This window comes from Streptomyces sp. NPDC001904 (genome assembly GCF_040297005.1).
GTDB lineage: Bacteria > Actinomycetota > Actinomycetes > Streptomycetales > Streptomycetaceae > Streptomyces.
Window position 1 is genome coordinate 69,242 of record NZ_JBEOYI010000021.1, and the last position, 14,048, is coordinate 83,289.

At 68.6% G+C, this 14,048-nt stretch carries 10 protein-coding genes; 3 read left to right on the forward strand and 7 right to left on the reverse strand.

The genetic code is table 11. The features are described 5' to 3' along the window. Positions 1-336: 336 nt before the first annotated feature. Positions 337-1,854: an MFS transporter gene (locus ABT127_RS28465; RefSeq protein ID WP_351455860.1), complete on the forward strand. Its 1,518-nt coding sequence runs from the start codon at positions 337-339 to the stop codon at positions 1,852-1,854. A 123-nt stretch (positions 1,855-1,977) separates the two neighbouring features. On the opposite strand, the gene ABT127_RS28470 is transcribed toward ABT127_RS28465, so the two are convergent. From ABT127_RS28470 to ABT127_RS28480, 3 genes are all read right to left on the reverse strand, one after another. After that, on the reverse strand, positions 1,978-2,892 hold the full coding sequence (locus ABT127_RS28470; protein WP_351455863.1) for an ADP-ribosylglycohydrolase family protein: 915 nt from the start codon (positions 2,890-2,892) through the stop codon (positions 1,978-1,980). Positions 2,893-2,904: 12 nt separating this feature from the next. Continuing rightward, a complete protein-coding gene (locus tag ABT127_RS28475) occupies positions 2,905-3,564 on the reverse strand; it encodes a histidine phosphatase family protein (protein ID WP_351455866.1) in 660 nt (219 codons plus the stop codon). Between the two features lie 89 nt (positions 3,565-3,653). Continuing rightward, positions 3,654-4,259: a YdbC family protein gene (locus tag ABT127_RS28480; protein WP_351456022.1), complete on the reverse strand. Its 606-nt coding sequence runs from the start codon at positions 4,257-4,259 to the stop codon at positions 3,654-3,656. 245 nt (positions 4,260-4,504) lie between these two features. Between ABT127_RS28480 and ABT127_RS28485 the strand changes: the two genes are divergently transcribed. Next, complete coding sequence (locus tag ABT127_RS28485) at positions 4,505-5,041, forward strand: TerD family protein (RefSeq protein WP_351455868.1); 537 nt, start codon at positions 4,505-4,507, stop codon at positions 5,039-5,041. Positions 5,042-5,146: 105 nt separating this feature from the next. Here the strand turns inward: ABT127_RS28485 and ABT127_RS28490 are convergent, their stop codons facing one another. Beyond that, positions 5,147-8,041: a vitamin B12-dependent ribonucleotide reductase gene (locus ABT127_RS28490; protein ID WP_351455871.1), complete on the reverse strand. Its 2,895-nt coding sequence runs from the start codon at positions 8,039-8,041 to the stop codon at positions 5,147-5,149. 135 nt (positions 8,042-8,176) lie between these two features. Continuing rightward, positions 8,177-8,731 carry a transcriptional regulator NrdR gene (gene nrdR / locus ABT127_RS28495; RefSeq protein ID WP_351455873.1) on the reverse strand — a complete coding sequence of 185 codons (555 nt, stop codon included), beginning with the start codon at positions 8,729-8,731 and terminating at the stop codon, positions 8,177-8,179. 517 nt (positions 8,732-9,248) lie between these two features. Here nrdR and lexA point away from each other — a divergent pair. Further along, a complete protein-coding gene (lexA, locus tag ABT127_RS28500) occupies positions 9,249-10,034 on the forward strand; it encodes a transcriptional repressor LexA (protein WP_351455876.1) in 786 nt (261 codons plus the stop codon). 82 nt (positions 10,035-10,116) lie between these two features. Here the strand turns inward: lexA and ABT127_RS28505 are convergent, their stop codons facing one another. Both ABT127_RS28505 and ABT127_RS28510 read right to left on the reverse strand, forming a co-directional pair. Next, positions 10,117-12,090: an ATP-dependent DNA helicase gene (locus ABT127_RS28505; protein WP_351455879.1), complete on the reverse strand. Its 1,974-nt coding sequence runs from the start codon at positions 12,088-12,090 to the stop codon at positions 10,117-10,119. 40 nt (positions 12,091-12,130) lie between these two features. After that, positions 12,131-14,047, reverse strand: a complete 1,917-nt coding sequence (locus tag ABT127_RS28510) for an IucA/IucC family protein (RefSeq protein WP_351455882.1) — start codon at positions 14,045-14,047, stop codon at positions 12,131-12,133. Between the last annotated feature and the right edge of the window lies 1 nt (position 14,048).

The window sequence follows — 14,048 nt, forward strand, 5'->3', positions numbered from 1 at the left end:
TCCCGTGGGGGATCCATGGTGACAACCTCTCCGTCGACACGAGATCACTGGGCCCGGCCGAGCCTCGCCCTGCCACCAGGATGTCAGGCGAGGGAGCTTCTTTCGACGGCCCGGGCATGGAAATCACCAGGCCGCACCACCGGCCCGAGCAAGCCTGCATCAGACATCCAGCGAGCCCCTCAACCCCGGACCACTCATGGGAGTCAACTCCGTTAGAGAACGCTTGTGTTCACACGGGGCGGCTCGCTATGGTCTCGATTAGTGAACGGTCACGTTCACTACTTCGCCTCTGGGGGACATCCTGTGACGCACGATCAAATCCAGACGCACGACCCCATGCCCACCACGCCGAAGCCGACCGCACGCTCACCACGGCCCGGCATCGCCCTCGCGGTGATCGCCGCCTGCCAGCTCATGGTGGTGCTCGACGCGACCATCGTGAACATCGCCCTCCCGCACATCCAGACCGCACTCAACTTCTCGACCACCAACCTGACGTGGGTGGTCAGCGCCTACACCCTCACCTTCGGCGGAATGCTGTTGCTGGGCGGCCGGGCCGGAGACATCCTGGGGCGCCGCCGGGTCTTCATCACCGGCATCCTGCTCTTCACCTTCGCCTCACTGCTCGGCGGACTGGCCCAGGAACCCTGGCAGTTGCTCGCGGCGCGCGTGCTCCAGGGCGTCGGCGGCGCGATCGCCTCGCCGACCTCGCTCGCCCTCATCACCACGACCTTCCCCGAAGGCCCCGAGCGCAACAGGGCGTTCGGCATCTTCGCCGCCGTCTCCGCGGGCGGCGGTGCCGTGGGACTGCTGGCCGGCGGTGTCCTCACGGACTGGCTGGACTGGCGCTGGGTGCTGTTCGTGAACGTGCCGATCGGCATACTGATCGCCGCCCTCGCCCCGCGCTACATCAAGGAGTCCGAGCGCCACCCCGGCCGCTTCGATCTCACCGGCGCGCTGACCTCGACCCTCGGCATGGTCGCGCTCGTCTACGGGTTCATCAGGGCCGCTTCCGACGGCTGGCGCGACGGGCTCACCCTGGGCGCGTTCGCCGCGGCCGTGGTGTTCCTCGTCGCCTTCGTCCTCGTCGAGTCCCGCGCCAAGGAGCCGATCACCCCGCTGCGGATGTTCGCCGACCGCAATCGCTCCGGCACCTACGTGATCATGATCAGCCTCGCCGCGGCGATGTTCGGCATGTTCTTCTACATCGTGCTCTTCGTGCAGAACGTACTGGGGTACTCCCCCATCCGCGCCGGCCTGGCCTTCCTGCCGGTCACCGTCGTGATCGCCCTGGGTGCGGGGATATCCCAGCGGCTGCTGCCGACGCTCGGTCCGAAGCCGTTCCTGATCACCGGCGCCACGATGGTCACCATCGGGCTGGCGTGGCAGTCGATGGTCGACTCGGGCAGCTCGTACGTGGGCGGTGTGCTCGGGCCGATGCTGGTCTTCGGCTTCGGCATGGGACTCAACTTCGTCACCGTCACGGTCACAGCCGTCTCGGGAGTGGCGCCGCACGAGGCGGGCGCGGCTTCCGCCCTGCTCAACACGACGCAGCAGGTCGGCGGCTCGCTCGGGCTGTCCATCCTGACCACGGTCTTCGGCACCGCCAGTCGCGACGAGGCGACCAAGCAGGTCGCGACGTTCATGTCCCAGGCGAGCCCTGAGCAGAAGGCCGCGTTCGCCAAGACGCATCAGGTGCCGGCCCCGTGGAGCCACGAAGTGCTCTCCCACGGGATATCGACGGCCTTCATCCCCGCTGCCGCCATGGGTGTGCTCGCCCTGGTGGTCGCCACGGTCGTCATCCGCGTACGCAAGAGCGACATGGAGTCGCTCAGCGGCGTTCCGGCCCTGTAGGCATAGGCGGCGGCACGTCCCCCGATCACGGCCGCAAGGTCCGGTCCCGCTCCTGTCATCGGGGGCGGGACCGGCCCCGTGGTCACCGTGACGCAGGTCGCTGAATGCGTGGGAGAGGGCCGCTCACCGGGAGGGCGCGGCGAGAGTCCACTGCGGCAGCGACTCCGTGCGCTCGATCCACTCGGGCGAGGGCTCCCCGCCCTGGCCCGAGGCGACGATTCCGCCCACGATCGCACAGGTCGTGTCCAGGTCTCCGCCCACCTGGGCGGTGCTCCAGAAGGCGTTCTCGAAGTCTCCGAGCCCACGCGCCGCCGACCAGAGGGCGAACGGCACGGTGTCGTGCGCGGTCGTCCGCCGCCCGCAGCCGAGCACCGCGGCGACCGTGCCCGGATCGCCGTAGTCGAGCATGTCCCTGGCACGGCGCAGACCGGCCTGCACCGCGCTGCGCGGCACCAGCGCGATCACTCCGTCGAGCAGGTCGTGCGGGGTGGCCGGCGGCCCCTGTGGGGCAGCCGCCAACGCCGCCGCGGCAGCCACGGCCATCGCGCCGACGACGGCCTCACGGTGCTGGTGCGTCGGGTACGCCGAGATCTCGGCCTGATGAGTGGCCTGCTCGGGGTCGTCGGCGTAGTAGGCGCCGAGCGGGGCGATCCGCATCGACGCGCCGTTCCCCCACGACCCCTGTCCGTTGAACAGGGCGGACGCCAGCGCTCGCCAGTCGCCGCCCTCCCGGACCTGTCGCAGCAGCCGGTTCACCGCGGGGCCGTAGCCACGGTCGAAGTCATGGTGTTCGGCGAAGGAGCGCGCCAGGTCGTCCTGGTCGATCCGGCCGTGGGCAGCGAGGACGGCGACCACGGAACACGCCATCTCGGTGTCGTCGGTCCATTGCCAGGTGCCGTCCGGCAGGGCGCGGCGCTTGAGCAGCGGATAGTTCGCGGGGACAAAGAACTGGGACCCCAGCGCGTCTCCCACGGAGAGTCCACGCAGGCTGGCCAGGGCGCGGTCCATGCGCCGGTCGGGAGAGGAGTCAGCGATCATCGCTCCACCACTCTATCCGGTGACCCCGTAGGGCCGCGGTTCGCACCAGCGCTCGAATTCTCTGTCGAGTGCGTACTTACCGTTCTCCCCGAGAACGAGCGACCGGGTCTCACCGTTCCCCGGATTGGACAGCGACTCGAAGTCCTGGACGGTCCAGTGGAACCACCGCATGCAGAAGAGCCGCATGGTCAGGCCGTGCGTCACGAGGAGCACGTTCGGCGGATGGTCGGGTTCCTCGAAGCTGCGGTAGAGGCTCTCCAGGAAGGCGCCGACCCGGTCGTACACGTCCGCTCCGGACTCGCCCTGCGCGAAGCGGTAGAAGAAGTGCCCGTAAGCGTCGCGGTACACCTTCTGGAGCCGCACGTCCTCGCGGTCCTGCCAGTTTCCCCAGTCCTGCTCCCGCAGGCGCGGCTCTTCCCGCACCCGCACCAGATCGGGGTCGAGGCGGAAGGCCCGGAACGTCTCGTGCGTGCGCCTGTAGGGCGACACGTAGACGCTCACCCGCTCACGGCCGAACAGGTCACGCAGTTCCTTTCCGGTCTCCTCGGCCTGCCGCCAGCCGGTCTCGGTGAGCGCCAGAGCGTGGTCCGGCTCGCGCTCGTAGACGGTGTCGTCGGCGTTCCCCTCGGATTCGCCGTGCCGGACAAGAACGATGCGCCGCGGTCGTGCCATACCTCGACCCTAGATCGGATCCGTCCGGTTCGAGCACTCGTACGGCCCGTCCGGCGTAGATCGTGCGGCACGCGCGCGTGGCGGCACGTTCAGACCGTCCAGGCCGGCTCCAGTCGCACGATGTCGCCGGAGACCGCGGAGACGTCGGCGTCCGTCTCGGCCCGCAGGGACAGCCGCTCCACTCCGCCCACCTGGTATTTGCCGCGCTCGGCCGCCGACTGCCACATGGACAGGACCAGGAACTCCTCGTCGGACGCCGCGCCGAAGAGCCCCCGGACCATACCGGGCGAGCCGGCCATCGCCGGGTTCCACACCTTCTGCTGCATCAAGGTGTAGTGCTCAGCCCGCTCGGCATGGACTCTGCAGTGCGCCACCCGCACCACGTCCGCGTCCGTGAAGTGCGGTTCGAAACCGGTCTTCACATCGAAGCGGTAGTCGAAGAGCCTCACCTGCATGTCCTTGTACGTGCCGGACTGGCCGGCCGCGAGCCGGTCGTGGGCGCGCGCCATGAAGGAGTCGTAGAAGGCGCGGCTCTCCCAGAAGCCGAAGACATGGGCCACATCCGGCCGCTGCCTGCTCCATCCCCCGCCCTGCCCCCGGAACCCCGGCTCCCCGAGGAGCCCCGCCCATTTCCGCTGCCCCCGCTCGAACCCCCGACGGTCCACCACAGTGCAGCGAATCCACTTGACCAGCACCGCGCCATCGTACGGCGCGGTACGTGACATGGGGTCACTCTCTGCTGCAGTGCTTTTTCTTGGCCCAGGGACGAGCGGTTTGAGGCGACGGAGCATCGAACCCACGACCGATCACAGAGCGGAACTCGCTTGTCTGAACGTCTCGTTCGCGACGGGCCTCGTGGACGGAGACCGGCTCACTGTTGTCGGTGGGACGACGTAGCGTATGAGGAGCACTCAATATCGCACCGTGAAGGGGGAGTTCGGTGAGCAGTCTCCGCAAGGGGATCGAGAAGGTCGAGATCGGTCTGAAGTGGGACCCGAGCCCGATCGGCTCGCCACCCGACGACCTGGACCTGGTCGCGGCCACGTACACCCGTGAGGATCCGCGCGGCACCCCGGCCTATGTCGTCCACTTCGACAGTCGTTCCCCGGACGGGACGATCGTCCTGAACCGGGACAGCCGGAACGGTCAGGGGTTCGGGTTCGACGAGGTCATGACGCTCGAACTGGACCGCCTGGGCTCGCAGTACACGCGCGTGGTGGTGGGGGTCGCCCTCCAGCAGAACGAGCAGCCGTCCGGCAGGCCGAAGACGTTCTGGAACGTGGCGAGCACGGCCGTGCGCATACGCGAGGGGTACACCGATCTGTCGGAGCACGATCTCTCCGCGGTGGCAGCACACTCGGCGACCACCGTTGCGGAGTTCACCCGGGACGCCGACGGCGAGTGGACGTTCCAGGAGGTCGTCCACGGCTTCGACGGTGACCTGAACGCCTTCGCCTCGGCGATGGGCGCCCTGTAGCGCGGTCGCAGGCCACTCATGCCTGAGGGCGGCGGAACCACCGGGGTTCCACCGCCCTCAGATAAGGCGACCGGTCCGGCCTCTCGGTCGGACCGGGTCCTCAGATCAGCTGCAGCCGCTGGTCGAGCCGCAGCCCTCGCAGATGTAGCAGGAGCCGGCGCGCTGCATCTTCGTACCGCAGGAGAAGCAGAGCGGGGCGTCGGCCTGGATGCCCAGCTGCATCTCCACGAGCTCGGCGCTGGTGTGCGCCTGCTGCGGAGCGGGCACCACGGCGGCGGCCTCGGCCTTCGGCGTCTCGACAGCCTTCAGCTCCTGGGCGAGCGGCGCCGACTGGGCCAGGCCCTCGACGTCGACCTCTTCCTCGGACGGCTCGTACGAACCCGTCTCCAGGTGGCGCTGACGCTCGTCGGCCGAGTGGATGCCGAGCGCGGAGCGCGTCTCGAAGGGCAGGAAGTCGAGCGCCAGGCGGCGGAAGATGTAGTCGACGATCGACTGCGCCATCCGCACGTCCGGGTCGTCCGTCATACCGGCCGGCTCGAAGCGCATGTTGGTGAACTTCGAGACGTAGGTCTCCAGCGGCACACCGTACTGGAGGCCGACCGAGACGGCGATGGAGAAGGCGTCCATCATGCCCGCGAGGGTGGAGCCCTGCTTGGACATCTTCAGGAAGACCTCGCCCAGACCGTCGTCCGGGTAGGAGTTGGCGGTCATGTAGCCCTCGGCGCCGCCCACCGTGAAGGAGGTGGTGATGCCGGGACGGCCCTTGGGGAGGCGCTTGCGGACCGGGCGGTACTCGACGACCTTCTCGACGGCCTCGCGGATCGTCGCCTCGGTCTTCGCGGTCACCTCGGTCTTCTCCTGCTCCTTCTTCTTCGCGGAGAGGGGCTGACCGACCTTGCAGTTGTCGCGGTAGATGGCGAGTGCCTTGACGCCCATCTTCCACGCCTCGAAGTAGACCTCTTCGACGTCCTCGACCGTCGCCGTCTCCGGCAGGTTGACGGTCTTGGAGAGGGCGCCGGAGATCCAGGGCTGGATCGCGGCCATCATGCGCACGTGGCCCATCGCGGAGATGGAGCGCTCGCCCATCGCGCAGTCGAAGACCTCGTAGTGCTCGGGCTTGAGGCCGGGGGCGTCGATGACGTTCCCGTTCTCGGCGATGTGCGCGACGATCGCCTCGATCTGCTCCTCCTGGTAACCCAGGCGGCGCAGGGCCTGCGGGACGGTGCCGTTGACGATCTGCATCGAGCCGCCGCCGACCAGCTTCTTGAACTTGACCAGGGCGAGGTCGGGCTCGAGGCCGGTGGTGTCGCAGGACATCGCGAGACCGATGGTGCCGGTCGGCGCGATGACGGACGCCTGGGCGTTACGGAAACCGTTCTTCTCACCGAGGCGGACGACGTCCTGCCAGGTCTCCGTGGCGGCGGCCCAGATCGGGTTGTCCAGGTCGTCCATGCGGACGGCCGTGGTGTTGGCGTCGGCGTGCTGCTTCATGACGCGCTGGTGCGGGGTGGCGTTCTTGGCGTAGCCGTCGTACGGGCCGACGACCGCGGCCAGCTCGGCGGAGCGCTTGTACGACGTACCCGTCATCAGCGACGTGATGGCGCCGGCGAGGGCGCGGCCACCGTCGGAGTCGTAGGCGTGGCCGGTCGCCATGAGCAGGGCGCCCAGGTTCGCGTAGCCGATGCCGAGCTGACGGAAGGCGCGGGTGTTCTCACCGATCTTCTCGGTGGGGAAGTCCGCGAAGCAGATCGAGATGTCCATCGCGGTGATGACCAGCTCGACGACCTTGGCGAAGCGGTCGACGTCGAAGGACTGGTTGCCCTTGCCGTCGTCCTTGAGGAACTTCATCAGGTTCAGCGAGGCGAGGTTGCAGGACGTGTTGTCCAGGTGCATGTACTCGCTGCACGGGTTCGAGCCGTTGATGCGGCCGGACTCCGGGCACGTGTGCCAGTGGTTGATGGTGTCGTCGTACTGGATGCCGGGGTCGGCACAGGCCCAGGCAGCCTCGGCCATCTTGCGGAAGAGCGACTTGGCGTCGACCTCCTCGATGGTCTCGCCGGTCATGCGCGAGGTGAGGCCGAACTTGCCGCCCGCCTCGACCGCCTTCATGAACGTGTCGTTCACGCGGACCGAGTTGTTGGCGTTCTGGTACTGGACGGACGTGATGTCGTCGCCGCCCAGGTCCATGTCGAAGCCCGCGTCGCGCAGGGCGCGGATCTTCTCCTCTTCCTTCACCTTGGTCTCGATGAAGTCCTCGATGTCGGGGTGGTCGACATCCAGGATGACCATCTTGGCCGCGCGGCGCGTGGCGCCACCCGACTTGATCGTTCCTGCAGAGGCGTCGGCACCGCGCATGAAGGAGACCGGCCCCGAGGCGTTGCCGCCCGAGGACAGCAGTTCCTTGGAGGAGCGGATACGGGAGAGGTTCAGGCCGGCGCCGGAGCCGCCCTTGAAGATCATGCCCTCTTCCTTGTACCAGTCGAGGATCGACTCCATGGAGTCGTCGACGGCAAGGATGAAGCAGGCGGAGACCTGCTGGGGCTGCGGCGTGCCGACGTTGAACCACACCGGGGAGTTGAAGCTGAAGATCTGGTGCAGGAGCGCGTACGCCAGCTCGTGCTCGAAGATCTCGGCATCGGCGGGCGACGCGAAGTACTTGTAGTCCTCGCCGGCCTTCCGATACGTCTTCACGATGCGGTCGATGAGCTGCTTGAGGCTCACCTCACGCTGCGGAGTACCCACAGCACCGCGGAAGTACTTGCTGGTGACGATGTTGACCGCGTTCACCGACCAGAACTCGGGGAACTCGACGCCACGCTGCTCGAAGTTGATCGAGCCGTCGCGCCAATTGGTCATGACGACGTCGCGATGCGCCCACTCCACCTCGTCGTACGGGTGCACGCCGGGGGTGGTGTGGATGCGCTCGATCCGCAGACCCTTGGTCGCCTTGGATCCCTTGGTACGGGAACCTCGTGCCGGGCCGCTCGCCGTCTCTGTCATGCCGCCTCCCATATCAGGCTAAAACGCCTTAAAGTGCCTCGATCTTCCCGTGGCACTGTGTGTGTCTTGTGCTGCGGACGCCGCTCTTGCCGCCCGCAACAGGTCTGTGGTTCGCCGCCGCCCGGCCCCTGCCGGTCAGTCGGCGGCGTGCGCGGGCACTGGGACCACGGGGACACCGCCAGTCCCTCCGGGTCCGCCGTCACCCTCTGCGCACTCTCCGCCCGGGCCGTCCGCTCCCGCGCCGGGCGTATGTTCCCTCAGTTCCGCGATCGCCGACTCGAAGTCCTCCAGCGAGTCGAACGTCCGGTACACGGACGCGAAACGCAGATAGGCGACGAGATCGAGCTCCTGAAGCGGGCCCAGTATGGCGAGGCCCACGTCATGAGTGGTCAGTTCGGCGCTGCCGGTGGCCCGCACCGCTTCCTCGACCCGCTGGCCGAGCAGGGCGAGGGCGTCCTCGGTCACCGGCCGGCCCTGGCACGCCTTGCGTACGCCGTTGATGACCTTGGTGCGGCTGAAGGGTTCGGTCACGCCACTCCGCTTGACCACCATCAGTGAGCAGGTCTCCACCGTCGTGAAACGACGGGAGCAGTCCGGGCACTGACGGCGCCGGCGGATCGATGTGCCGTCGTCGGTGGTGCGGCTGTCGACGACACGGCTGTCGGGATGCCTACAGAAGGGGCAGTGCATTACTCCCAACCCTCCTTCAACGGCACGACGCGATAGCCCCAAGAGGCTGGTCCCGCCTCTCGAAGCAGCCCCCAGCATAGGTGATGGCCACGGCCTCGGAAGACCAGGGACCACAACTTCTGGGCTGCTGCCGCAATCCAACCACTACATCTGGGGTTTGGCCGCTTTTCCGGCCCTAGCGCGTGTCGTGGGCCTCAAGGCTCCTGGCGCGCCACGGGCCCATCCCGCAGAACACAGGCCCCAGCGGTGCGACGCACGCGAAAACAGGGGCGGTGCCCGATCGGCGGGGCGGTGAATGGCAGACTGGGCGAGCCCGCTCGGCGGGTCTCGGTCCCGGCGGAGAATCGTACCGGATTAAACCGAATTGCCGCTCTCCCGCGAGGGCAGCCATACACCTATGCGCATGATCACAACAAGTAATCTGCGATTTTTCACTCGAACGTGTGTTTGGCGCAACCTTTCGAAAGGAACTACCGTTGGCTAGCTAGGGAGACATTCTCGAGAGGGGCCGACCGACGTGACCACGACCGCAGACAGTGCCACCATCACTGCCCAGGGCCGCGCCCAGGGCCGACTCGAGCCGGTGCATGCCATGAATGACGCAGCCATGAGCCAGGAGGGGCCCAAGCCGGGTCGCTCCCTGCCCGGCCGACCTCCAGGAATCCGCGCGGACAGTTCGGGACTCACGGACCGCCAGCGCCGCGTGATCGAGGTCATCCGGGACTCGGTGCAGCGCAGGGGGTACCCGCCGTCCATGCGCGAGATCGGCCAGGCGGTGGGCCTGTCCAGCACGTCGTCGGTCGCTCACCAGCTGATGGCGCTCGAGCGCAAGGGCTTCCTGCGCCGTGACCCGCACCGCCCCCGGGCGTACGAGGTCCGCGGCTCGGACCAGCCCAGCGCGCAGCCGACGGACACGACCGGTAAGCCGGCCGCTTCGTACGTGCCCCTGGTCGGCCGGATCGCCGCCGGTGGGCCGATCCTCGCCGAGGAGTCGGTCGAGGACGTCTTCCCGCTCCCCCGGCAGCTGGTCGGGGACGGCGAGCTGTTCGTGCTCAAGGTCGTCGGCGACTCGATGATCGAGGCCGCGATCTGCGACGGCGACTGGGTCACGGTCCGCCGCCAGCCGGTCGCGGAGAACGGGGACATCGTCGCGGCGATGCTCGACGGCGAGGCCACCGTCAAGCGGTTCAAGCGCGAGGACGGCCACGTCTGGCTGCTCCCGCACAACTCCGCGTACCAGCCGATTCCCGGTGACGAGGCGACCATCCTGGGCAAGGTGGTGGCCGTTCTGCGGCGCGTGTGACGCTCCTCCCTGACCGGGCCCCGGAACCAACTGCGCCGGTTCCGGGGCCCAGCGCTGTCCGCGCCGGGCCCCGGATCGTGGGTCACTTCTCGTCGGTCTTGGCGACCGCGTCGATCGCAGCCAGGGAGCGGCGCACCTGATTGCGGTCCGTCGTGTACCAGAAGTTCGGCATGGAGGCCCGCAGATAGCTGCCGTAGCGGGCCGTCGCCAGACGGGGATCGAGGACCGCGACGACACCCCGGTCGCCCGTCGCACGGACCAGACGTCCCGCGCCCTGGGCCATCAGCAAGGCAGAGTGGGTCGCCGCCACCGCCATGAACCCATTGCCGCCGGCGTCCTCCACAGCCTTCTGGCGAGCGCTCATCAGCGGATCGTCGGGACGGGGGAACGGGATCTTGTCCATGACCACCAGCTGACAGCTGGCGCCCGGCACGTCCACGCCCTGCCACAGGGAGAGCGTGCCGAAGAGACAGGTCTTCGGATCCGCGGCGAAGGCCTTGATCAGCTCTCCGAGGGTGTCCTCGCCCTGGAGCAGGATCGGGAATTCCGGAATCCTGCTGCGCAGTTCCTCGGCAGCGGCCTGCGCGCCCCTCATGGACGAGAAGAGCCCGAGGGTGCGGCCGCCAGCGGCCTGCATCAGCTCGGTCAGCTCGTCCATCATGTCGCTGCGGGTGCCCTCGCGCGCGGGGCGGGCCAGGTGCTTGGCGACGTAGAGGATGCCCTGCTTCGGGTAGTCGAACGGCGAGCCGACGTCGACGCCCTTCCATACGGGCAGGTCGTCACCCGTGGTGCCCTCGGGGGCGAGGCCGAGCGAGGCCCCCACCCCGTTGAAGTCCCCGCCGAGTTTCAGGGTCGCCGAGGTCAGCACCACCGAGCGGTCCGTGAAGAGCTTCTCGCGCAGCAGTCCCGATACGGACATGGGGGCGACGCGCAGCGAGGCGCCGAAGCGGTCGTGGCGCTCGTACCAGACGACGTCCCACTCCGAGCCGTTCGTCACCCGCTCCGCCACGTCGTGGATCGTCTCGACCGACGCGAGGGCCTGCTTGCGCACCGCGTCCTCGTCCTGCACGGACTTGTCCCGGGTGGTGCCGAGGGCTGTGATCACGGTGCGGGCCGCGTCGCGCAGGGCCATCAGCGCGTATCCCAGGTCCTCGGGGATCTCTTCGAGGCGGCCCGGCAGAGCCAGCTCCATGATCCGCTCGAAGCCTTCGGCAGCGGTCTGGAGCTGGTCGGCGGCCTTCTCGTTCACGAGCTTGGCGGCGCGGCGCACCGCACGGTTGACCTGCCCGGGTGTCAGCTCGCCTGTGGCGACACCGGTGACCCGGGAGACCAGCTCATGGGCCTCGTCCACGATCAGCACCTCGTGCTGGGGCAGCACCGGGGCGCCCTCGATCGCGTCGATCGCAAGGAGCGCGTGGTTGGTGACGATGACATCGGCGAGCTTGGCGCGCTCGCGGGCCGCCTCGGCGAAGCACTCCTGCCCGTACGCGCACTTCGACGCCCCGAGGCACTCGCGCGAGGAGACGGACACCTGCGACCACGCCTTGTCGGAGACGCCAGGGGTGAGATTGTCGCGGTCCCCCGTCTCCGTCTCGTCCGCCCAGTCGCGCATCCGCAGCAGGTCCTGGCCCAGCTTGCTGGTCGGCGCGGCCGCCTCGAACTGGTCGAACAGGCCCTCTTCCTCTTCCTGCGGCGCACCCTCGTGGAGCCGGTGCAGGCACAGATAGTTCGACCGGCCCTTGAGCATGGCGAAGTCGGGGCGGCGCCGCAGCAGGGGATGCAGGGACTCGACCGTGCGTGGCAGGTCCCGCTCCACGAGCTGGCGCTGCAGTGCCAGGGTGGCGGTCGCCACCACGACGCGCTCCCCGTGAGCCAGGGCCGGCACCAGATAGCCGAGCGACTTTCCGGTGCCGGTGCCCGCCTGGACGAGGAGATGGGAACCGTCGTCGATCGCCTCGGCGACGGTCTCGGCCATGGTGACCTGGCCAGGCCGCTCGGTGCCGCCGACAGCGGTCACGGCGGCGTGCAGGAGATCGGGGAGAGAGGGCTTCGTCATAGCTCGACCACCCTAAGGGGCCCCACTGACAATCCTGCGATCACAGCTGGTGCAGGGGATTGTCGACGGTGCCCTCCACGGCGGCGTGCGGGCGGTGGGCGCGGTCGCGGTATCCGTCGAGGTGCAGCCGGTTGCGGTTGAGACACAGGCGCTCGATCTGCGGGGTGAGCAGGTCGAACATCTCGTAGCGGTCCTTGAGCTCGGGGAAGCGGGCGTGATGGTGGAGGATCTCGGCACGCAGCAACGACCAGAACTCGTCTTCCGGCACGCCGAGTTGCTCCTCGTACAGCGGAGCAAGGTAGCGGAAGACGCCCACGAACAGACCGGAATGGATGAACTGCGTGAGGAAGTCGGGACGCTCCGTGAGCAACACATCGCGAACCTCTTGCGGCATGGCGTCGTGCTCCGGGAGGGGGACCGCGCTGATGTTCACGTCGTCCACGAAGTCCTTGACCGCGAGCCGCTCGGGGACGTCCTGGTCGTCGAAGACGACGATGGCGTTCTCCCCGTGGGGCGAGAACACCGTTCCGTAGCGGTAGAGGAAGCGCAGCAGGGGTGGCAGCAGGGCCGCGAAGAGCCTGCGCAGCCAGGTCCTCGGGTCGAGGCCGGAGCGGGTGACCAGTTCCGCGGTGAACGCGCGCCCCTCGGAGTCGGTGTGCAGCAAGGAGGCGAGCGTCCGCGCGCGTTCCCCCGGGGCGAGCTGCCGGGACACCGGCTCCCGCCAGATCGCGCCCAGCAATTCCTTGTACTGGTAGGGAACTTCGTCGAGTCCGTCGTAGAGGGGATGGCTGACGGCCACCGAGGCCACTTCTCCGAGCAGGACGACCCGGCATTCGTCCCGCAGGAAGGGATCCGCGTCGCGCAGTGCGTGCATCCAGGTGGTGACGGCGGGTGCCGCGAGGGTGCGTTCGGTGGGAAGCCCGCGCCAGACAAGGGTGTTGAGAATGGACAGGGGCAGCTTCACCGTCAGCCGCTCGGGGTGGGTGGCGTTGAGGAACGTACGGATCGACTGCTGCGGAAGGCGCAGGTCGCCGTCGGCGGGAAGTGGGACGATCTCGCCCGCCGCGACGGCCGACGCAAACAGCGGCAGCACGACGTCGTCCCACTGCCAGGGATGAACGGGGAGATAGAGGTACGACGTCGGGTCCAGGCCCCGCTCGCGCAGTGTCGCGGCGAACAGTTCCCGTGTCTCCGCGTCCAGTTCACGGGCGTAGAGGACGTCGGAGGACTCCAGACCCGCGCCCGTCGCACCGCGGTAGGCGGCCAGGTCGGTGTGGACGGCGATCCACGGGAGCCTGGTGGGGCGGCGGGCCTCGGGGGCCCAGAGCGCGGTGTCGGTCGCCGAGAAGCCGAGGCGTCCCTTGTTCAGGACGAGCCACGGATGGCCGGTCTGGTGTCCTTCGAGTTCCGCATAGCCGAGGTCGGCGAGCTGGGCCGCGGTCAGGGCGGTGTGATCGAGCCGGGCGTCGGCGGCGAGCGTGACGGTGAGTTCGCGGATGATGTGGCCGAGGGTGATGCCGTCGAGGCGGAGGGCGTCCTTGGCGCGGACGAGGAACGCGAGGGGGTCGGTGAGGGGCCGGGCCTGGGGCTCGGGGTCCGACTGCGTGGTCGGCGCCGGTGTCCAAGTGATGCTCGTCGGGTCGACCTGCCAGCTGCCGTAGGCGCCACGGCGGGACCGGAATCGGAGCACTCCGCCGTCCGCGGTTCCGTCTCCGGGATCGTCGGCTCGGGGCTGCCCGCCGCCGGGGACGGCCAGGGCATAGCCGGTGTGTGTGGTCTCCACCGACGGCTCTATGCCATCGGCCACCGGGCGAAGGATGTCCTCGTAGGCGAACTCGCCGATCAGCTTGGCCAGCAGCCGTGCGCCTGCCCGGTTCCAGGCGTCGGGGGTGAGTTCGGGCGGGGTGTAGAGGACGGGCGGCTCTCCGGAACTCGGGACGACGGACGGATTCAGCACG